Below are 20,402 nucleotides of genomic sequence, written 5' to 3'. Positions count from 1 at the left end.
TGGCAATAACATTGCTGAATAACAGTGGCGGGTGGTCCGGGAAAGAACTATAATGATAGGGTGAGTTTATCAGGGAGGGTTTGATTATGAAAAAGGTGTTTTTGAGTTTATTTGGCGGCTTCTTACTGTCAACGGTGCTATTCGCTTCCATGGCTTCGGTTGATCTGATCGTTAAGCAGGTCCAACTGAACCAGGATAAGATCCTCGACATGTACGCGGAAACGACTACGACCGTTAGTTCCAGTATGACCGTGCCAGGATCGGACAAAAATACCCCGCAAACGATGACCCAAAAAGGGCGAGTTTGGACCAAAGGGAAGGAAAAATCGAAGGTTGAAATGCTTTCCCCGGTCAAGCAGATTACGGTTACCAACGGCGATCAAATGATGATGGTGGACGTTGAAACCGGGCGGAAGGTCGTCCAGGACTTAAAAAAACTCCGGGAAAAGAGCGGGCTGCCGGCTTCCTCACAGCAGATGGACCTAGAAAAAGCCAAGGAGTATTTTGATTTTACGGTCTCCAGCCAGGGGGTTCCCGGCGGGAAGACCGTTTATATTATTTCCGGCATTCCCAAGAAAGAAAACAAATTCCTGGCCAAAATGGAGCTCTACATCGACGGCGATCGCTGGGTTGCCACCAAGATCGTGATGTATGGTGAAAAGGGCCGGGTGGTCAGTCAATCGGATATCAGCTATGAACAGATCGGCGGGATTTGGGTCCCGGTAAAAAATGCTTCCTATGTCACTACCCCGGCCGGGCGGATGGAGGTTGAGATGGTCTTTAATAACATCAAGATCAATCGCGGGATAAGTAATGCCTTTTTCAAAGTAGAATAACCCGAAACCTTGACTTTTTTACGAAATACAGGGTATGCTTTATACGGGTGTAATAGTGGCAAGACCAAAAAAGAAGAAACATTTTACTTTCATGATCGTTCCGCACGACGCGCAGGGACAGCCGATCAGCTTTAAGCTGCCGGCCGTCTGGCTTTATGGTGCCGCCTTTGCTTTGATCTTTTGTGTTGTCTTGGCCGGTTCTTCCGTTGTTTACTCTACATTAATATCCCGCCGTTTGGTCGGCTACAGCCATGCCCTTAACCAAAATGAAAAGCAGGAAGCGACAATTGTCTCTTTTTCCCAGAAGACCGAGGAAATTATGGGGACCATTAATAAGCTGGCTTCGGAAGAGAACAATCTTCGTCAGATGCTGGGTTTAAAGAGCTGGCGGAACCAAGCCCGCTTGCCCTTTGGCCCGACCACCCCGGAAGCCAACAAAATCTCAAGCGACCTGCAAAATATGACCCTGCAGCTGGTGGAACGGAAGAAAAGCCTGGAAGAACTTAAGGCTTGGGTGAGAAAAGTCCAGAACCGCTTGGCGCAAACTCCGACATCCTGGCCGATCTATGGTAGAATAACCTCGGGTTACGGATATCGAACTTCTCCGTGGCGCGGGATGCACAAGGGGATCGATATTCAGGCGAATTATGGGGCGCCGGCCCGGGCGACGGCCGGGGGTCATGTTACTTTTACCGGCTGGATCAGGGGGTACGGCAAAGCGGTCATCGTTCAACACGAGAACGGGCTTTCCACCTTGTACGGACATTGTTCCGGTTACGCGGTGAGTGTCGGTCAAAAAGTCAACAAGAACCAGATCGTTTGTTTTGTCGGGATGACCGGCTGGACGACGGGGCCTCATTTGCATTACGAAGTCAGAAAATTTGAAACGGCGCAAAATCCGATGGCTTATTTAGACATGAATGTCGTAACCGCCAGTCGGATGTGGAGGGAATAAAAATGGGCGTATTTAACAGTACCGGGAAAAAGGGGCCGATGTTCGAGGGGGTCAATTCCGTTCTGGGCGAGCATTCGACCTTTAAGGGTGAAATTGTCACCGGCGGGTCGATCAGCGTCAACGGTTTCTTTGAAGGAAAGATCAAAGCGGACGGCGAAGTCCTGGTCCTGCCGAGCGGCATGATCTCCGGCGAGATCTTCGGCGGGTCGATTGTTATTTCGGGAAAAGTTGAAGGGAACATCAAAGCTAACGGGAACCTGGAGATCGCCAAGACCGGTAAGGTCAGGGGCGAATTATGCGGCGAACGGATCATCATTGAAGAAGGGGCCTCCTATAGCGGCAAAGTGACCGTTAACCCGGGAGCGAAGGAAGAAGGTCTGGGCGACGCGATGATCGAAAACTATTCCGAGCGAAAAACCCCGATCTTTTCCAACTAAATGGCCGGGACCCTGTATGTCGTCGCGACTCCAATTGGAAATTTGGAAGACCTAACCTTTCGGGCGAAGCGGATCCTCTCCGAAGTTAGCCTGATCGCGGCTGAAGATACCCGGCAATCAAAGATCCTCCTCAATCATTACGAGATCAAAACGCCGCTGACCTCATATCATAAGTTCAATATCATGTCGAAGGCCGAATATTTGCTCGGTAAACTTGAACTTGGCTCCGACCTGGCGCTGGTCACCGATTCCGGCACCCCTTGCATTTCCGATCCCGGTTATGAGTTGGTGCGGGAAGCGGCCAAAAGGGGAATAACCGTTGTCCCCATCCCCGGCGCGTCGGCGGCGATTACCGCTCTTTCGGCCGCCGGCCTGCCGACCGATCGGTTCGCCTTCGAAGGGTTTCTTCCCAAGCGGCCGGGGAAGAAACGAAAATTGCTCGAGGCGTTGAAAAATGAAGAACGAACGATTATAATCTACGAATCGCCTTTCCGTTTGCTCAAGACTCTGCAGGAGATCGTGACTTCGATGGGCGATCGGCAAGTTGCTGTTTGCCGGGAGCTGACCAAAAAGTTCGAAGAGATCAAGCGGGGAAAAGCTTCCGAAGTTCTGGCCCATTTTCAGGCTAAAGCGGTCAAGGGTGAAATTGTGATCGTCGTCGAGGGACTGAGCGACGATAAAGAAAAGGAGGTGCCGGAGGTCGATTGTTAACCTGTCATTTCGGATTTCTCAACGGGAGAGAGCTAGATATTAAGTAGGTTCCAATCCTACTCCGAAAAGATGGCTGAATTAGGGTTTTCCCGAGAACTCTATACTTCAAATTTTATGGAGGTATAGAGAAATGAAATTGTTTATTGTGTTGTTCCTTGGCTTAATTGCTTCTTCGGTTTTTGCCGCTGATGTCCCGACCTTTTACGGCCAGGAAGTCCTGGTCACCGGTTCCCGTTCCGTTCAACTGCTAAGTGTTTCTCCCTGGAACGCGACCATTATCAAAGAGGCCGAGTTGCGTAACTTCCATAATGTCGGTGAAGCGGTCCGCAACGTCGCCGGCATCGATCTGATCTCTTACGGCTATCTTGGCTCCGTTAATTCGGCCCGCCTGCGCGGGGCGAACGCGACCCAGGTCCTGGTCCTGATCGACGGCCGGCGGATGAATTCGCCGACCCTGGGGACCTTTGACCTCGGTGATATTCTAACTTCGAATATCGAGCGGGTGGAGGTCGTTCGGGCGCCGCTTTCCGCCCTGTACGGATCCGACGCGGTTTCCGGCGTGATCAACATTATCACCAAAGAACCGAAGGAGGAAAAAAGTTTTTCCGTCACGACCGCTTCCTTTGGGACCTGGCAATATAACGCCAAATTGGCCGGAGGAAATTATTTCTTGACCGCCGACTACCTTAAGTCTGACGGTTTCCGCCAGAATGGGGCGTACGTCGCCAAGAACGTTTATGGAAAATTAACTCTGCCGCTCGGCTTTGCCGACCTGGTGGTTGACGGCGGGTATTACGACGCAGTCAAGGGGATCCCGGGGGTCCCGACTTCGGAAAGCGACCCCGCTTCCGCCACCCAGCCGAACGACCGGCAGACCGATAAAAACATCATGATCAGCGCCGCGCTGAGAAAAGAGACCTTTTCCCTGCGGGCCTACGCCAATAGCTTGGACCAGCAGATCGACCCGTATCTTTTTGGGGCTTGTTATAACAAAGGGTGGCGCAACGCTCTGGAATGGCAGCAAGAGCTCAACCTTGGCCTGGGGAAGACCCTTTACGGGGCCGAAGCGGTTGAGGACCGGGGCGATTCGACCCTGGCGGGCCAACATTCGATCCGCAATTACGCCTTTTTTGTGCAAGATGAGCTGGCCTTGGGGCGAATGGCCTTGTCGGCGACTGTTAGGGCGGACAAACATAGTTTAGCCGGGACCTCGGTCAACCCGCGGGTCGGCTTAACCTATCAGTTAAACAAAACGATGGCGCTCAAACTTTCGGCCGGGAGCGCTTTCCGGGCCCCGACCCTGAACGAACTTTACTGGAACGACCCGGCCTGGGGGATGTTCGGCAGTGCCAGCCTGAAGCCGGAAAAATCGACCTCATATAATATCAGCCTGGAACGGAACTTAAGTGACCGGCAAATTGTCAGGTTGAGTTACTATAACGCCAGCTTTACCGATATGATCCTTTGGGCGTATGATCCGGGGACCTATCTGACCCAAGCGACCAACATCGGCGAAGTCCGTTCCGAAGGGGTGGAGTTTGACCTGGAGCATAATTTTGCCGCCGGGAAAGGGTACGTTAATTATACTTACCAGAAAGTGGTCGACAAAAAAATGGCGGTCGATAAGATCGTCCCCTATACGCCGCAGTCTAAATACAATGTCGGCCTGGTCGCCGGCGGAAATAGTGTGCTGGTCCGGTATGTCGGGACCCGCTTTATCGACTCCCAGAACCTGATCGAGCTGCCGGCTTACACGGTGGTTGACCTGAAGCTGACCCGGCCGATTAGTGGAGCGGAGGTTTCTTTTGGGGTGAACAACCTTTTTGATGAACGTTACAGCGAAGCGATCGGGGCCGATCCGACTACTTATGAGCTGCGCAAGTACCCGATGCCGGGGCGCAATTATTCGCTGGGCGTGAAATGGGCGATTTAGTCTGATATAATAACCATGGAGGTAACACAAATGAGAGAACTTACTTTGCCGAGAGTGGCGATGTTCCTGGGCTTGGGGATGGCGGCGACCGCGGCCCTTTTTATCATGAGGACAAACTTGTCTGTCGATCAGGCTTACCCGGTTTTTGCCGGCGAGGAGATCCGGGTTGAGCGGCCCGCGACCGTTAAGGCGGGCCGGGTTGTAGCGACTAAAACCGCGGTCTTGCAGCCGGTAATGCAGCCGATCCGCTCGGTTCCCTTGCCGATCGTTCCTCTGTCGGTGACCCAAAAGGTCATCCCTGTCTATCCGCAGGCCGCGCTGGAGAACGGACTTGAAGGCCAGGCTATCCTGTCGGTTTATGTCGGTGACAACGGCCAGCCCTGGAAGGTCGAAGTCAAAAATTCTTCCGGCAATAGCGACCTGGACCTGGCGGCAATTTCCGCTCTTTGGCAATGGCGTTTCAATCCGGCCAGCCAAAGCGGCGCCGCGATCGCCAGCTGGTTCGAAGTGCCGGTCAAGTTCGCGCTGCAATAAGGAAATATGGCTATTGAGTCACTGGGACGGATGTTGATCTATATTGGCGTGATTGTGGTCTTGATCGGGGGGTTCTTTGTCCTTTCGGCCAAGCTCCCCTGGATCGGCCGGTTGCCTGGCGATATCATGTATCGCCGGGAAAATCTGACGGTCCTGGTCCCGATCACCACGATGATCATCGCCAGTATTGTCTTAACTGTTTTGCTTAACTTTATCATCCGTCGTTAAATAGAGATAGGTTTTAATACGGGGCATGGCCCAGCTTGGTCTAAGGCGCTACCTTGGGGTGGTAGAGATCGTGGGTTCAAATCCCGCTGCCCCGATATTAAAAAGATGCCCAGTCCCGATGCGCCACCGTAGGTGGCGATCGGGATCCCGACTTTCATTGAATTATTAAATATGACGTCGGGACTTGGTCTAAGGCGCTACCTTGGGGTGGTAGAGATCGTGGGTTCAAATCCCGCCACCCCGATTTTAAATATTATGAAAAGACAAATTTTAGCGTTAGGTTTATTGCTGTTTCTTCAGGCGGCGGCCTTTTTTAGCCTGCCGCCCTGCCTGTCGGACTGCTGCTGCTCGGGCGAGGAAGCCTGTTGGGTCAGCCTGCCTGAACCGGATGCGGTTGCTTCGGATAACAGGATCGTTTGGTCGCCTATTCTGCCGACTTCAATAGATTGGGTAGAGATCGTGGCGACTTTCCAGCCGGTCTGTTTCTTAGATGATGTTCCGCCGCTCTGTTTACTGGAAAAAACTGCTCATCCGGCGATCGCTCCGCCTTTGGTTTAGATCCGCTATAAACCAATTTTAAGGAGTGATAACAATGAAAAATATTATATTAACGGTCCTTGGCCTCGTACTATTGGCGACTTTATCTTGGGCGGCTGTCGAAAAACCATGCCAAACCGATTGCGGTAAAAAATGCGTTTCGGCCGCTTGTCTGAAAAAGTGCGCTAAAGTTTGCCAGAAAACGGTTTGCGAGGGGCAACAAAATTGCGCCAAGTGCGGCTGTCCGGTGAGCTGCCAGCCTAAGTAGAAGGCTAGAGGCAGGACCGCTCGAGGTCCTGCCTCTTTTTTTAGGAAAGCATGAAAACAGCTGATTTTGATTATAACCTGCCGGAAGAATTGATCGCCCAAACGCCGGCCGCTGACCGGGACCATTCCCGGCTGATGGTCCTTGACCGGAAGCGGGGGGCGATCGAACATCGGGTGTTTTACGAGATTCTCGACTATTTTCAGGCCGGGGACTTATTAGTGCTGAATAATACCAAAGTGATGCCGGCCAATCTGGTTGGCAAAAAGGAAGCTGGCGGGAACAAAATCGAAGTTCTATTGAGCAAGCAATTGGCGGCAACTAATAGTGATTGGCCGCGTTTCGAATGCCTGGTCAAACCGGGAAAAAAACTGAAGTTTGGCGATCGGGTTATTTTTGGTGAAGACGAAACTGTTGGCACCGTCTTGGAAAAGACCGCCAGCGGCGAACAGATCCTTGAGTTCAGCGGGGACCTTTGGGGTTACATGAAAAAGGCCGGTGAACTTCCCCTGCCGCCTTACGTTAAGGCCGATCGCCGTTCCCCAGAGTTGCGGGCCCGTTACCAGACGGTCTTTGCGGAGAAGGAGGGGGCGTCCGCCGCGCCGACCGCCGGGCTTCATTTTACCCCGGAACTCCTCGCCAGGATCGAAGCGCGCGGCGTAAAGATCGCTTACGTTACCCTCCACACCGGATTGGCGACCTTTAAACCGATCTACGCGGAAAATGTTGAAGACCATCCGATGTATTCAGAGGCTTTCGAGGTCCCGGCCGAGACGATGCGGCTGTTAGGCGAGGCTAAAAGGATTGTGGCGGTCGGAACGACCGCCATCCGGACGCTGGAAACGGTTGCCGACCAGGTCAAGGCGGGGAAAAAAGAACCGATCAAGGGAGAGACTGCTTTATTCATCTATCCAGGCTATCAATTTAAGCTGGTAAACGCGATCATTACCAATTTTCATTTTCCCCGGACCTCGCTGATCGCTTTGGTGGCCGCTTTTGCCGGGCAGGCGTTCACTCTTAAGGCTTATGAAACGGCGGTTAGGGAGAAATATCGTTTTTACTCTTTCGGCGACGCAATGCTGATCGTTTGATTGCGACCTAGGAGAGCGGAACGATCTCACGAACGGCAAATGAATAGTGTTATAATTAATAACAAGGAAAAAAAGGAGAAAAAATGAAAAACTGGAAAGGAATCGCGGTTTTTGTAGCTTTACTCTTTACGGTCAGTTTTCAAGCGGGAGCCGAGGCCGCTAAGGCCAAGCTAATTCCTGGCGGGCAGAATGAGCTGTTGGGGTTGGAGGGGAAAGTTGGGCAATGGCTGGCCAATGGGACGTCGAAATTTAAAGTGATTAGTTTTAGCTATCCGGACGCCGGGCCGAACGGATTAAAAGCAGACGCCGGCAAGAAATTCATAGCGATTGAAGTAGAGCTGGTCAATAATCAAAAATTTACGACCTCATACGGCGGGGCGATCGGCTCCTTGAATTTGGTGGATAAAGACGAACAATTGTTCGCCAGAGTATATAATGTCCAAAAGGCCGAATGGAGAAAAAGGGAGTCCGGCAAGCGTTTGGTACCTGGGGAGAGCCTAAAAATATTTTATTTGGCAATTGTTCCCCAGGATTATACTCCAATCAGAATCGTTTATATCCTTGGGACAAAGATTCCGGTCTATCGGGTGAATTTAACGGATGATATTGATAAGGCGGCTCTGGAAGGGACCGAGATCCAAGGGCGGACAGGGAAGGTCAAGGATTGGCTTTTCAATGGAATGTCAAAATTTAAAGTTTACGGCGTAAGTTACCCGGAAACCGATCCGCTTGGCACGAAAGCCCCAAATGGCAAAAAATGGGTCGCGATCGATTTAGAAATAAGGAACGCCCATAAATTCACCAGTACCTTTGGCGGCCCAAACTGTGTTTTGACCCTGATCGATCAAAATGGACAAGCTTTTGACAAGGTTTTTCACGTCAAGAGGGGAGATTGGCGAAAACGGGAAAATTCAACCAGGCTGATCCCTGCCTCCGGCTTGAAAGCTTTGTATGTTGGAGTGATTGACAATGGATATTTGCCGGTTAAATTGACTTTTTTGCCGGAGCCAAAAGTTTCTCTCTTTGAGGTTGACCTGCAAGCGGAATGAATTTTAAATTTGAAATAATAAAGAAATCGAGCAAATCGAAAGCCCGGGTAGGGAAGCTCTATACGCCGCACGGCGTGGTCGACACGCCGATGTTCCAGCCGGTCGGGACGCTGGGGACGGTCAAGACGATGACTTTCCGCGATCTTAACGAGTTAGAAGCCCAGATCATCCTCTCTAATACTTATCATCTCTATCTGCGGCCGGGGATCGAGTTGATCAAAGCGGCTGGCGGTCTTCATAAATTCATGCATTGGGATAAACCGATCCTCACCGATTCAGGCGGGTTCCAAGTCTTCTCTCTGGCTCACATGCGGACAGTGACCGATACCGGCGTGGAATTCACCTCTCACCTGGATGGGACCAAGCATTTTCTAACTCCGGAGAAAGTCGTGGATATCCAAACTGCTTTTGGTTCGGACATTATGATGCCGCTTGATGAATGCGTCGCTTATCCCTGCGGGAAGCAGGAAGCGGAAGCGGCTTTGATTCGAACGACCAGTTGGGCGAAGCAGGCTTATAAGTATTGGCAGAATAAAAAGCAGGCCGAAACCTGTCCGACTCTATTTGGCATCGCTCAAGGCTCCACCTATAAAGACTTGCGAAAGATCTCGGCCGAACAGATTGCCGAGATCGGCTTTCCCGGTTACGGGATCGGCGGGCTTTCCGTCGGCGAGCCGCAAAATGAGATGTTCGAGATGCTCGACATAGTTACCGATATCCTTCAGCCCGACCGTCCCCGGCATTTGTTGGGGGTCGGGTACGCTCCTGACATCTTAGGCGGGATTAAGTTGGGGGCCGACCTTTTTGACTGCGTGATCCCAACCCGGCTCGCCCGGCACGGCTCATTTTTGACCCTCGAAGGGAAAACAAGCATTAGACGAGCGGAGTTTGAAAAGGACTTCTCGCCGATCGATCCGGAATGCGACTGCTTTGCCTGCCGTAATTTCTCCAAAGCCTACATCCGCCACCTCTTCTGGGCCAGAGAAATAACCGCCATGCACCTTCTAACGATCCACAACCTTCGTTTTTTTATGCGTTTGATGGAGAAGACAAGAAGGGATATTTTAGAAGACCGGATTTAAAATGGGCAGTGCTGGACTCGAACCAGCGACCTCCTCGGTGTAAGCGAGGCATTCTAACCAGCTGAACTAACTGCCCGGAGAACCCCAAGCTCGGGGTAAATGGGCGCGAGAGGTATCGAACCTCTGACTTCCTGCGTGTGAAGCAGGCGTTCTACCACTGAACTACGCGCCCCTAAAGGGAAATCGGCTCTTCTATGGTAGCACGCCTTGACGCCCCCGACAAGCTGGGGTAGACTGATTATCAGACGAGAAGGGCCCTTAGCTCAATGGTTAGAGCAATCGACTCATAATCGATTGGTTATAGGTTCGAGTCCTATAGGGCCCATATCTCGACGCTGCCTTGTTGGCAGCGGACGAGTCGAGAGAGTTCGAGTCCTATAGGGCCCACTTTTTAAGGAGGTTGTTTTATATGGATGAAAAAGCGAAAAATATTGATGAATTGTTGGCTCAGATCGACGAATTCGAGAAAACGATCCACGGGTTGGCCGAGAATGTCGCTAAATTGAAGGTCAAATTGGTGGAGAACAAGGCCAAATACGGGCCAGATCTCTCGACATGGCCAAAAGAAGCCTAGCGTTTTTCCTGGCCTCGTTATTTTTGATTTTGACCGTCTTGCCGCTCGCGGCTAAAAGCGCGCCGCCGTATCCATCCATCAAAATCCTGGTGACGACCTATTACACCCAAAATTGGAGCGAGACCGGGCGTTACCGCCGGGTTTCCAAAGACGGCCGTCGCCTGGGCAATTTTGTTGCCCTGAACTTTCTTCCCGGCGGCAGTATCGTGATGATCCCTCGTTTATTTGGAAGCCAGCGGTTTGAAGTGGCCGATACCTTTGGCGGGCGCGGCTACGCTTACTTTAAGGGGAAACGGTACTGGAAGATCGATATTCTCCGCGACAAAGGGGAATTTTACGAGGATATCGATTCGCCGGTCGAGCTCTACATCGTTAAATACAACAAGCGGGGGAAATTTAAGAACCGGGAAGTTAGGGAAAACGCCCACTCGATCTATAAAAAATTTGAGAAGCAATGGAAATAAATGATAGCTTAACGCGACAAGAAGGGGAAGCCCGCGGCAATATCGCCGCGGGTTCCAAAATCGGTTTTTATAACCGCGGAATTAATTCCGCGGTTATAGGCTTGTTGCTATTAGTCCTTACCGGTTGTGTTGGGCCTTCAGTTGAGGTTAGCAGACACAAAGACTTGCCGCCGACTCCGGCGATCAAATATTCCTTTAAGAAATTCCCGGTCCTGGAGTATCACCTGATCCGCCGGCCGGAAGCCCGCTGGTCGCGAACCCCGGAAAACTTTTGGCGCGATTTGGAATGGCTGCGTGCCCACGACTACTATCCTTTTAACCTGCGCGATATTCTGGCCGGTTTCCCTGGCTTGCCTAAAGGGAAAACCCCGGTTGTCCTGACTTTTGACGATTCATCGTCGAGCCAGTTCCGCTATTTACCGAATGGGGAGGTGGACCCGGAGTGCGCGGTCGGGATCATTAAAAAGTTCGCGGCCAAGTATCCGGACTGGCCGGCCCGGGGGACCTTTTTTATCGTCGTTAGGACCAATAACCCCGACCGGAATATTTTCGGCCAGCCGGAACGGCCGGAATATAAAGCCAAAAAGCTCCGTCAGCTGGAAGAGTGGGGGTTCGAAGTCGCGTCGCATACCTACAGTCATGATCGGTTGGGAAATATTTCGACCAAGGAGGCGGCCTATTCGCTGGCCCGGTCGTCAAAAGCTTTAAGCGACGTGACCGGCCGCCCGGTCGTTAGCTTGGCTTTGCCGATGGGGTTATATCCGAGCGATGAAACGGTCTTTTCCGGGCGGTACCAGAAGATCGCTTATGATTATAAGTTGGCTGCCGAAGTCGCCGGCGGGCTCCAGCCGGCGCCGGGGAGCCCCGGCTTTAATCCGCTTCACATCCGCCGGATCCAAACGATCGCCGGCGAATGGCGGAAATTCTTTAACCGCTTACTTTAAATACTCTTTGAGCTTCCGGGCGCGGGTCGGGTGCTTTAATTTCCGCAGCGCCTTGGCTTCGATCTGCCGGATGCGCTCGCGGGTAACGTTGAAAACCTTGCCGACCTCTTCCAGGGTCCGCGGATGCCCGTCGTCCAGACCGAAGCGGAGCTTCAGGACGGTCCGTTCGCGTTCCGAGAGAGTGTTCATCACTTCTTCCAAGTCGTCGCGCAGCAGTCCCTGCAGGACGATGTCGTCCGGCGCCTGAATGGTGACATCCTCGACAAAATCGCCAAGCCGCGAACTTTCTTCGTCGCCGATCGGCGCTTCGAGAGAGAGCGGCACCTGCGAGATCCGGAGGATTTCCCGGACCTTGTCGACCGACATCCGGGCGCGCTGGGCGATCTCTTTTTCCGTCGGCTTGTGGCCGAGCTGCTGCAGTAGGATGCGCGAAGTCTTGCGCAGCCGGTTGATCGTTTCGATCATGTGGACCGGGATGCGGATGGTCCGGGCCTGGTCGGCGATGGCGCGGGTGATCGCCTGGCGGATCCACCAGGTCGCGTAAGTCGAGAACTTGTAGCCCTTGCGGTAGTCGAACTTTTCGACGGCGCGAATGAGCCCCAGGTTCCCTTCCTGGACGAGGTCGAGGAAGAGCATGCCGCGGCCGGTATATTTCTTGGCGATACTGACGACCAGGCGCAGATTGGAGTTGACCAGCTTGTGCTTGGCGCGGATGTCGCCGGCTTTCAGACGTTTGGCCAGGACGACTTCTTCTTCCGAAGTCAGCAGCGGGAACTTGCCGATCTCGCGCAGGTACATCCGGACGGTGTCGTCGACACCGACCCCTTTAAGCCCCAGGAGTTCCTTTTGCAGGTCCTCGGCTTTCGGGATCTCTTCTTCCTTGGCCATCTTGGCGCTTTCCGACAGATCGATGCCGGTGCTCAAAAGCTGTTCGATCTGGTCAAGTTTCTTTTCCGGTTCAGGATAGACCGAGAGGATATCTTCGGGCGTTAAGAAACCCTTGCGGGCCCCCAAAGTCTTCAATGTTTCAAAATCTGCTTTTTTACCAAAATACATGCAATCCCCTCCAATTTATTATCGGCCACCCGGCTAGGAAATTTCAGTCTTTAACGCCGAGAGTAATTCGGCCGCCCGGACCGCGTTGCCGGCCGCTTCCGCCTGAAGCAATTCTTCTTTAATAACGCTGACCCGGCCCTTCAAATGTTCACCCTTTAGAGACTGGATGCAATCGCGCAGGATCTCCTGCGGATTTTCCACCGTTTCGCCCAGCAGGGCGGTGGTCAGGAGCCGTTTGGCCCCTTCGTCTTCGATCATTCCAAGGAGCGCGTGCTCCGGTTGTTCGGCGCCGCTCAAGTCCGCGCCGTATAACAGCGTCGCGATCTGGCGGGCTTCCGGTGTTATGAAATGATCGAGCGGCAATTCCGCTTTCAAGGTCTCCCGCGCGTCGCTGCTTTGTGCCGCCAGGGCTAGCAAATGTTTTTCGGCCGTGCTGATCTTGGAAGCGGGCTTCTCCACCGTCCGGCGCAGGTCGCGCGTTCCGTGATTATTATAAAAGCGGAGCTTTTTCGCTTCGGCCAGGACCTGTTCGTCCGTCGTCTTGAGCATGGCCGCCGCCAGCTTGGCGTACTCTTTCTGCGCGAATTGGTCGCTCTCCTGGGCGAGGAGCGGGCCGATCTCTTTCAGCGCCCGGCCGCGTCCTTCGATCTCGGCCAGATTGTGGCGGCTCAAGGTCCGCCGGATCTTGAACTCGAGATAGGGGAGTGATTCGCTCAACGCTTTTTTCAGCGCTTCGGCGCCGTGCTTTTGGACCAGCTCGTCCGGATCTTTCGCGCCGCTAAATTGGGCGATCCTAACTTTGAGCCCGGCCGACCGGACGATCTCCGCCGACCGTTCGGCCGCGGTTTCGCCGGCCGGATCGGCGTCGTAAGCCAGTACTACTGTATCGGCGAAGCGGGCCAGCAACTTGCACTGGCCGATCGTCAGGGCCGTGCCTAGCGGCGCGACGACGTTTTTGACTCCAGCCTGGAAGGTCGAGATCAAGTCGACGTTCCCTTCGACCAGGACCGCGGTCTTGGCCGCTTTGATCGCTTCCTTAGTAAAGTTAAGCCCGAAGATCGCTTCGCCTTTATGAAAAACCGGCGTGTCAGGCGAATTTAAATACTTCGGTTCCTTACCGTCGAGAGAACGGCCGCTGAAACCGAGCAGGCGGCCCCGGGTGTCCATAATTGGGAACTGCAACCGGCCCCGAAAGCGATCGTAGTAACTCCCTTTTTCGTTTTCTCGCTCCAGGACCAGCCCGGCTTGTTCCATCATTTGCGGATGAGCGCCGCGGGAGAGGAGGTACCGATACAAATGGTCCCAGCCCTCCGGCGCGTAACCAAGATTAAAGAGGGCGGCGGTCTGGTCGCTGATGCCGCGCCCTTTCATGTAATCGCGGGCCGGTTGTCCGCCCGGCTCCTGCAGGGCCTTCACGAAAAATTTGCCGGCGAGCTGCATCAGGTCATAGATCTGGTCGCGCTGGCTTTTGCCGCCGCCGCCCGTGCCGGCCCCTTCGACTTCGATCCCCAGTTTTTCGCCGAGCTCGCGGACCGCTTCGGCAAAGCCGAGATTGTCGATCTGCATGATAAAGTCAAAAACATTTCCTCCCGCGCCGCAGCCGAAGCAGTGGAACAATTGTTTCTCTTCGGAGACGGTGAACGACGCGGTCTTTTCAGAATGGAACGGGCAGAGCCCCAAGTGACTCCGGCCCCGTTTGCGGAGCGGCACGTATTCTGAAATGACCGAGACGATGTCCGATTTTTTTCTGATCTCTTCGATCGTTTGGGCGGGGATCAAGCAGTTTGCCTCCATTCGTCGGGGACGAAAAGCTCCTGAAATTTATTGATGGCGTAGCGGTCGGTCATGCCGGCGATGAAATCGACGGTGTGCTGGAGCTGGTCGGATTCCTTAACGCCTTTTTGGAACTGCAGGTTGTAGTGATAGTAGCGGAACAGACGCTGCAGCAGTTCCGGCACTTTTTTCTCTTCGTGCTTGGCGGTCGGGTTAGTGTAAACGTTTTTGTACATAAAATCGTAGAGACCGTCCATGGCGGTCTGGACCTCCCGGCTCATCCTGATGACCGGCTTGTTCCGGCTGTGTTTGACGATATCGGTTACGATCCGGTCGAGAATGTTCTTCCCCAGGACCCGCATATGCCGGCGGGGAAGCTGCCCGCCTTTCAGCACGCCGGCGACGATGGCGTCTTCCATGTCGTGTCGCAGATAGGCGATCCGGTCGGCCAGGCGGACGATGCACCCTTCGAGCGTCGCCGGCCAGGGATCGTCCGGGGTGTGGTTGCGGATCCCGTCCAGTACTTCCCAGGTCAGGTTGAGCCCTTCGCCTTCCCGCTCCAGGTGTTCGACGACCCGCAGGCTCTGCTCGTTGTGATAGAAGCGCCGGCCGTAATGTTTGAGCACCTCATCCAGCACATATTCGCCGGCGTGGCCGAACGGGGTATGTCCCAGATCGTGGCCAAGAGCGATTGCTTCCGCTAAATCTTCGTTCAAGGCCAGGGCCCGGGCAATGGTCCGGGCGATCTGCGCCACTTCCAGGGTATGGGTCAGCCGGGTCCGGAAATGATCTTCCACCGGTGAGATAAAAACCTGGGTCTTATGTTTTAAACGGCGAAAAGACTTGGAATGGATAATCCTGTCACGGTCACGCTGGAAAGCGGTGCGGAGCGGGCATTCTTTTTCCTGCTTTTTGCGGCCCCGGGTCTTGGCCGAGAAAGCAGCGTGGGGCGAGAGAAATTGCTTCTCCCGCCCCTCGATTTCCTCACGAATTAGCAGTCTGGATCAACTCCTATTTTTTAGCTTTCAAAACTGCTTGAGCCGCCGCCAGTCTCGCGATCGGCACGCGGTAAGGAGAACAGCTGACGTAATTGAGCCCGACATGGTGGCAGAACTCGATCGACGATGGGTCGCCGCCGTGTTCGCCGCAGATCCCGAGCTTGAGGTCCTTCTTGGTCTTGCGGCCTTTTTGCACCGCCATGGCGATCAGTTGGCCGACTCCTTCCTGGTCTAACGCCTGGAACGGATCGTCTTTGTAGATCCCCATTTCGACGTAGGTCGGCAGGAACTTGCCGGCGTCGTCGCGGGACAGGCCCATGGTCATTTGGGTGAGGTCGTTGGTCCCGAAAGAGAAGAACTGGGCTTCTTCCGCGATCTTGTCGGCGACCAGCGCGGCGCGCGGCACTTCGATCATCGTGCCGACCATGTATTCGATCTTCACGCCGAATTTAGCAATGGTCTCTTTGGCAACCTGGTGGATGATCGCGGTCTGGTTCTTGAGCTCGGCGACTGACCCGACGAGCGGGACCATGATCTCCGGTTTCACGACGATCCCTTTTTTCTTCAGTTCGCAGGCGGCTTCAATGATCGCCTGGGCCTGCATTTCGGTGATCTCCGGGTAGATGATCCCAAGGCGGCAGCCGCGGTGACCGAGCATCGGGTTAAATTCATGGAGCGAGTCGACTTTCTTCTGGACGTGTTCCAGCGAAACGCCCATTTCGTTCGCCATTTCCTGCTGTTGCGCCGTTTCGTGCGGGACGAATTCGTGCAGCGGCGGATCGAGCAGGCGGATGGTGACCGGCAGGCCCTTCATTGCTTCGAAGATCCCGACGAAATCGCCTTTTTGCATCGGCAGAAGTTTGGCCAGCGCTTTTTTGCGTCCAGCCAAGTCGTCGGCCAGGATCATTTCGCGGACCGCTTTAATTCTGTCCCCTTCAAAGAACATGTGTTCGGTGCGGCAGAGGCCGATCCCTTCGGCGCCGAAGTCGCGGGCGACCTGCGCGTCTTTCGGGGTGTCGGCGTTGGTCCGGATGCCGAGCCGTCTGACTTTGTCGGCCCAGGCCAGGACCTTGCCGAAATTACCGGAGAGTGTCGGGAGACTGGTCGGAACTTTTCCCTTCATCACTTCGCCGGTGCTGCCGTCGATCGAGATCCAGTCCCCTTCTTTAATAACGACCCCTTTGGCGGCAAACTGTTTGGCCTTGTAATTGATGTCGAGATCGCCGCAACCGGCCACGCAGCATTTACCCATGCCGCGGGCGACGACCGCCGCGTGGGAGGTCATTCCGCCCCGGGCGGTGAGGATCCCTTCGGCGACGTTCATCCCGCCGATATCTTCGGGCGAGGTTTCGATCCTGACGAGGATTACTTTCTTCCCGTCCTTAACCCATTCTTCGGCTTCGTCAGCGTGGAAGACCGCCTGGCCGGTTGCCGCGCCCGGAGAGGCGGGGAGACCTTTGGCAATGACTTCTTTTTTTGCTTTCGGATCGAAAGTTGGGTGGAGGAGCTGGTCGAACTGTGACGGCGTGACCCGCAGCAGGGCGGTGTTGGTGTCGATCAGTTTTTCCGCGACCATGTCGCAGGCAATTTGCAGGGCGGCGGCGGCGGTCCGCTTGCCGTTCCGGGTCTGGAGCATCCAGAGCTTTCCTTTTTGAATGGTGAACTCGATGTCCTGCATGTCGCGATAGTGCTTCTCAAGTTTCTTGTAGGTCGCTTCGAGGGTCTTGTAAGCGATTGGCATGACTTCTTCCAGAGTTTTCTGTTCGGCGGAAGTCTTGGTGGAGTTGTTAACCGGTTGCGGCGTCCGGATGCCGGCGACGACATCTTCGCCCTGGGCGTTGATCAGGTATTCGCCGTAGAACTTGTGTTCGCCGGTCGACGGGTTGCGGGTGAAAGCGACGCCGGTGCCGGAGTCGTTCCCCATGTTGCCGAAGACCATCGCCTGGACGCTAACGGCGGTTCCCCAGTCGTGCGGGACTTTGTTGATCTGCCGGTACTTGATCGCCCTCTCGCCCATCCAGGAACCGAAAACGGCTTCAACGGCGCCCCAGAGCTGGGTCCACGGATCTTCCGGGAAATCGATCCCTTTCCGTTTCTTGATCGCCGCCTTGAAGCGTTTCACTAATTCTTTCAGGTCGTCAACTTTAAGGTCGACGTCGAGCTTGATCCCTTTTTCTTCTTTAACTTCGTCCATGATCTCTTCGAACGGATCGATGTCGGTCTTGGTCTGCGGCTTGAGTCCCAAAACGACGTCGCCGTACATCTGGACGAAGCGGCGGTAGGCGTCCCAGGCGAACCGTTCATTGCCGGACTGTTTGACCAGGCCGAGGACGGTCTTGTCGTTGAGGCCGAGGTTAAGGACGGTGTCCATCATTCCCGGCATGGAGACGCGGGCGCCGGAGCGGACCGAAACGAGCAGGGGATTGGTTTCACTGCCGAACTCTTCTCCCTTGCCCATGGTCTTTTCGATGTGTTTCATGCTTTCGCGGATCTGGGCGTCGAGCGCTTTCGGATATTTCCGGTTCAGTTTGTAATAAACCGTGCACATCTCCGTGGTGATGGTGAAGCCCGGAGGGACCGGAATCCCGATGTTGGTCATTTCCGCCAGGTTGGCCCCCTTGCCTCCCAGCAGATTCTTCATTTCCGCCTTGCCGTCCGCTTTCTTGCCGCCGAACCGATAAACGTACTTGATCTCTTTCTTGCCTTTAGCCATTGTTTTTACCCCTTTCTGAATTTTGCTTTCGCGAATCGCGGATCCAAGGAGGGTCTCGTGACTCGTTTTATGCCAAAAAAATGGTGGAGCCGAGGGGGATCGAACCCCTGACCTCTTGACTGCCAGTCAAGCGTTCTCCCAGCTGAACTACGGCCCCACATTGAAATTTAAAAGATCGAACTTCTTGATTCGATCAAAAAGTTCTCCCAGTCCCGACGATCCGCGAAGCGGATGTCGGGATCCCGATGATTCCATAATTATTAAAAATAATGACCATCGGGACTGAACTACGGCCCCACACTTCCGCCTGCGGCGGGAAAATCTAAATTCTAAACTCGAAATGCGAAACAATGAGACACGGGAAAGGGATCGCAAACCGTTGTTTATTATACACCAAAAGGGCCGGGTTGGGAATTAATAATGATAAATTATAGCTTCTTTGCCCCAGAGCTCTTCCAAATTGTAATATTCCCGCTCCACCACGCCCAAAATATGGACGACGATCGAGCCTAGATCGAGGATGATCCAGCCGGAGCCGATCACTCCCTGCCAGCGATAACCCTTGATCTCGGCTTTGCGCAGAACGGTGTCGATCTCGTTGCCGATGGCGCGGAGCTGCGGTTCGCTTTCCCCGCCGCAGATGATCAAGTAGTCGACCAGGTTGGAAGTTTTGCGGACATCGAGGACTTTAACATCGAGCGCCAGTTTGCTTTCGGCCGCTTTGGCGATCAGCTCGATCAATTTTTCGTCGGTTTTTCTGGTAATGACTATTCCCTCTCTTTTTTGAGATAACTGCCGACGGTCGAGCGGAGGAGTTCCGCGTCCGGTTTGAAATAATAAATGCCATCGACCATCAGGCTGCTCCCCTGAACGGTCGTCATCCCGATCTGGCCGGTCTCTTCGGCGCCGCGGAGCGCCAGGGAGAGGCCCAGGACCTGGCGGGAATTAAGGTTCGTTTCGATGCAACCCAGGAGAGTAAAGAAGATCTCCGGGCTTTGCAGGATGTTTTCGCGCCGCATCAGCTGTTTGCCGACGGTCTTCACAAAATCCTGCTGGCGGTTGATCCGGGAGAAGTCGTTGTCGGAGTGGCGGAAACGCAAGTACCCCATGACCTGATGGCCGTTGAGTTTTTGGCGGCCGGGCTGGAGGTCGATCCGCAGGTCGTCGGCGTAATCGACGTAATACATCCGCTTCGGCACGTTAACTTCAACGCCGCCGATCTTGTCGATGATCTCTTCGATCCCGGTCAGGTCAACGGTCACGAAAAAAGGGATCTTGACCCCGAGGAACTCTTCCACGGTCAGCCGGGCGAGCTCGACTCCGCCGTAAGCGAAGGCGTGGTTGATCTTGTCGAGGCCGCGTCCCGGAACGGTGACCAAGGTGTCGCGCGGAATGGAGATGACGCCGACCGCCCGTTTGTCCGGATCGACATGGACGACCATGATCGAATCGGAACGGTGGGAATACCCTTTGTCGACTCCCAAGACCAGGATGTTCGACTTCGGGAAGATCGGCGAAGTTGGGGCGAGGCTTAAGAAGACTTCGAGCAGGGCAAGTCGGGAAGCGACGCCGATGGCGAAACCGGCGACCATGCCGAACAGGATTACAGCAATGCCGATGACGACGAATATTTTTTTCGAGCGCTTTTTAATTTCCATTTTTCAGCAACAAATCGTTCCTTGTCTCAACGGTGACCGGATCGAACGGCAAGCCCCGGCCCAGGAAATAAGCGACCGAGTGGCCGGTGAACTCGATGATCGCCTGGTCCAGGTCCCGGAAAGCGAGCTTTCTAACCTTATCGATCCCGGCGAATTGCCGGTCGACCTCAAGGTGATCGGCCAGGTAGATCACTTTTTCCAGTTTCGTCATTCCCGCCCGTCCGGTCGTGTGGCTGGCGATCGCCTGGAGGACCGCCTCGTCCTTGACGCCGAACTCTTTGGCCGCTAAATAGCGGCCAATCTCGGCGTGAAAAAGTTTCGGCTCGAAGCGCCGGACCGGATCGATCTTCAGCTTGAGTTTTTTGGCCATCCGGAGGAAGCCCGGCCGGTCGTATCGTCGGGCGCAATCGTGGAGCAGGGCGGCCAGGCTGGCCCGGGACGCGCTAACATGATGTTTGGCGGCAAGCTCGAGAGCGATCTTTTCTACCCGGAGGGAGTGGGCAAATCGTTCCTGATCGAGAGAGTTTTTTAGCCGTTCGAGGATGGCCGCTCTTGATATCATGT

At 54.2% G+C, this 20,402-nt stretch carries 22 protein-coding genes and 5 tRNA genes; 17 read left to right on the top strand and 10 right to left on the bottom strand.

The features are described 5' to 3' along the window. Positions 1 to 86 precede the first annotated feature (86 nt). The 13 genes from WC772_04100 (at position 87) to tgt (ending at position 9,658) form a co-directional block, all read left to right on the top strand. A complete protein-coding gene (locus WC772_04100) occupies positions 87 to 836 on the top strand; it encodes an outer membrane lipoprotein-sorting protein (protein MFA6169932.1) in 750 nt (249 codons plus the stop codon). 55 nt (positions 837 to 891) lie between these two features. Continuing rightward, positions 892 to 1,791 carry a M23 family metallopeptidase gene (locus WC772_04095; GenBank protein ID MFA6169931.1) on the top strand — a complete coding sequence of 300 codons (900 nt, stop codon included), beginning with the start codon at positions 892 to 894 and terminating at the stop codon, positions 1,789 to 1,791. A gap of 2 nt (positions 1,792 to 1,793) precedes the next feature. Next, on the top strand, positions 1,794 to 2,228 hold the full coding sequence (locus WC772_04090) for a polymer-forming cytoskeletal protein (protein MFA6169930.1): 435 nt from the start codon (positions 1,794 to 1,796) through the stop codon (positions 2,226 to 2,228). Continuing rightward, positions 2,229 to 2,939 carry a 16S rRNA (cytidine(1402)-2'-O)-methyltransferase gene (gene rsmI / locus WC772_04085; protein MFA6169929.1) on the top strand — a complete coding sequence of 237 codons (711 nt, stop codon included), beginning with the start codon at positions 2,229 to 2,231 and terminating at the stop codon, positions 2,937 to 2,939. 130 nt (positions 2,940 to 3,069) lie between these two features. After that, complete coding sequence (locus WC772_04080; protein MFA6169928.1) at positions 3,070 to 4,872, top strand: TonB-dependent receptor; 1,803 nt, start codon at positions 3,070 to 3,072, stop codon at positions 4,870 to 4,872. Positions 4,873 to 4,902: 30 nt separating this feature from the next. Continuing rightward, positions 4,903 to 5,406, top strand: coding sequence for an energy transducer TonB (locus WC772_04075; GenBank protein MFA6169927.1), 504 nt, complete (start codon positions 4,903 to 4,905; stop codon positions 5,404 to 5,406). Between the two features lie 6 nt (positions 5,407 to 5,412). Further along, positions 5,413 to 5,634 carry a DUF2905 domain-containing protein gene (locus WC772_04070; protein MFA6169926.1) on the top strand — a complete coding sequence of 74 codons (222 nt, stop codon included), beginning with the start codon at positions 5,413 to 5,415 and terminating at the stop codon, positions 5,632 to 5,634. Positions 5,635 to 5,653: 19 nt separating this feature from the next. Further along, positions 5,654 to 5,729, top strand: a tRNA-Pro gene (locus WC772_04065). 37 nt (positions 5,730 to 5,766) lie between these two features. Next, positions 5,767 to 6,192, top strand: coding sequence for a hypothetical protein (locus WC772_04060; GenBank protein MFA6169925.1), 426 nt, complete (start codon positions 5,767 to 5,769; stop codon positions 6,190 to 6,192). A 34-nt stretch (positions 6,193 to 6,226) separates the two neighbouring features. Beyond that, positions 6,227 to 6,439, top strand: coding sequence for a hypothetical protein (locus WC772_04055; protein ID MFA6169924.1), 213 nt, complete (start codon positions 6,227 to 6,229; stop codon positions 6,437 to 6,439). Positions 6,440 to 6,489: 50 nt separating this feature from the next. Next, the gene (gene queA, locus WC772_04050) at positions 6,490 to 7,527 is read left to right on the top strand and encodes a tRNA preQ1(34) S-adenosylmethionine ribosyltransferase-isomerase QueA (protein ID MFA6169923.1); all 1,038 of its coding nucleotides are present in this window, start codon (positions 6,490 to 6,492) and stop codon (positions 7,525 to 7,527) included. Between the two features lie 83 nt (positions 7,528 to 7,610). Further along, the gene (locus WC772_04045) at positions 7,611 to 8,576 is read left to right on the top strand and encodes a hypothetical protein (protein MFA6169922.1); all 966 of its coding nucleotides are present in this window, start codon (positions 7,611 to 7,613) and stop codon (positions 8,574 to 8,576) included. Then, entirely contained in the window at positions 8,573 to 9,658 is a 1,086-nt protein-coding gene (tgt, locus tag WC772_04040) for a tRNA guanosine(34) transglycosylase Tgt (GenBank protein ID MFA6169921.1), read from the top strand. The genes WC772_04045 and tgt overlap by 4 nt, the downstream gene beginning before the upstream one ends. 2 nt (positions 9,659 to 9,660) lie before the next feature. On the opposite strand, the gene WC772_04035 is transcribed toward tgt, so the two are convergent. Together WC772_04035 and WC772_04030 are read right to left on the bottom strand one after the other, a co-directional pair. After that, a tRNA-Val gene (locus tag WC772_04035) sits at positions 9,661 to 9,734 on the bottom strand. A gap of 24 nt (positions 9,735 to 9,758) precedes the next feature. Then, positions 9,759 to 9,830: transfer RNA gene (locus WC772_04030), tRNA-Val, on the bottom strand. Between the two features lie 80 nt (positions 9,831 to 9,910). Here WC772_04030 and WC772_04025 point away from each other — a divergent pair. The 4 genes from WC772_04025 (at position 9,911) to WC772_04010 (ending at position 11,640) form a co-directional block, all read left to right on the top strand. After that, positions 9,911 to 9,983: transfer RNA gene (locus tag WC772_04025), tRNA-Ile, on the top strand. An 84-nt stretch (positions 9,984 to 10,067) separates the two neighbouring features. Next, on the top strand, positions 10,068 to 10,232 hold the full coding sequence (locus WC772_04020) for a hypothetical protein (protein ID MFA6169920.1): 165 nt from the start codon (positions 10,068 to 10,070) through the stop codon (positions 10,230 to 10,232). Next, positions 10,214 to 10,696 carry a hypothetical protein gene (locus WC772_04015; GenBank protein MFA6169919.1) on the top strand — a complete coding sequence of 161 codons (483 nt, stop codon included), beginning with the start codon at positions 10,214 to 10,216 and terminating at the stop codon, positions 10,694 to 10,696. The genes WC772_04020 and WC772_04015 overlap by 19 nt, the downstream gene beginning before the upstream one ends. A gap of 101 nt (positions 10,697 to 10,797) precedes the next feature. Then, positions 10,798 to 11,640 carry a polysaccharide deacetylase family protein gene (locus WC772_04010; GenBank protein ID MFA6169918.1) on the top strand — a complete coding sequence of 281 codons (843 nt, stop codon included), beginning with the start codon at positions 10,798 to 10,800 and terminating at the stop codon, positions 11,638 to 11,640. On the opposite strand, the gene rpoD is transcribed toward WC772_04010, so the two are convergent. The 8 genes from rpoD to yqeK all read right to left on the bottom strand — a co-directional run bounded on the left by rpoD (position 11,632) and on the right by yqeK (position 20,400). Beyond that, a complete protein-coding gene (rpoD, locus tag WC772_04005; GenBank protein MFA6169917.1) occupies positions 11,632 to 12,696 on the bottom strand; it encodes an RNA polymerase sigma factor RpoD in 1,065 nt (354 codons plus the stop codon). The genes WC772_04010 and rpoD overlap by 9 nt on opposite strands. Positions 12,697 to 12,729: 33 nt before the next feature. Further along, on the bottom strand, positions 12,730 to 14,475 hold the full coding sequence (dnaG, locus tag WC772_04000) for a DNA primase (GenBank protein MFA6169916.1): 1,746 nt from the start codon (positions 14,473 to 14,475) through the stop codon (positions 12,730 to 12,732). Then, entirely contained in the window at positions 14,472 to 15,461 is a 990-nt protein-coding gene (locus WC772_03995) for a deoxyguanosinetriphosphate triphosphohydrolase (protein ID MFA6169915.1), read from the bottom strand. Before WC772_03995 ends, dnaG begins: the two co-directional genes overlap by 4 nt. 19 nt (positions 15,462 to 15,480) lie before the next feature. Then, positions 15,481 to 18,180, bottom strand: a complete 2,700-nt coding sequence (ppdK, locus tag WC772_03990) for a pyruvate, phosphate dikinase (protein ID MFA6169914.1) — start codon at positions 18,178 to 18,180, stop codon at positions 15,481 to 15,483. Between the two features lie 81 nt (positions 18,181 to 18,261). Continuing rightward, a tRNA-Ala gene (locus WC772_03985) sits at positions 18,262 to 18,337 on the bottom strand. A 257-nt stretch (positions 18,338 to 18,594) separates the two neighbouring features. Then, positions 18,595 to 18,921 (bottom strand): ribosome silencing factor, encoded by a 327-nt coding sequence (gene rsfS, locus WC772_03980; protein MFA6169913.1) that lies wholly within the window; start codon positions 18,919 to 18,921, stop codon positions 18,595 to 18,597. A 26-nt stretch (positions 18,922 to 18,947) separates the two neighbouring features. After that, positions 18,948 to 19,838 (bottom strand): LCP family protein, encoded by an 891-nt coding sequence (locus WC772_03975; GenBank protein ID MFA6169912.1) that lies wholly within the window; start codon positions 19,836 to 19,838, stop codon positions 18,948 to 18,950. Beyond that, positions 19,828 to 20,400 (bottom strand): bis(5'-nucleosyl)-tetraphosphatase (symmetrical) YqeK, encoded by a 573-nt coding sequence (yqeK, locus tag WC772_03970; protein ID MFA6169911.1) that lies wholly within the window; start codon positions 20,398 to 20,400, stop codon positions 19,828 to 19,830. The genes WC772_03975 and yqeK overlap by 11 nt, the downstream gene beginning before the upstream one ends. Between the last annotated feature and the right edge of the window lie 2 nt (positions 20,401 to 20,402).

The organism is Candidatus Margulisiibacteriota bacterium, from assembly GCA_041661965.1.
GTDB lineage: Bacteria > Margulisbacteria > WOR-1 > O2-12-FULL-45-9 > XYB2-FULL-48-7 > XYB2-FULL-45-9.
Note: the sequence above shows the minus strand (reverse complement) of the source record. Positions and strands in the feature narration are given on the sequence as shown.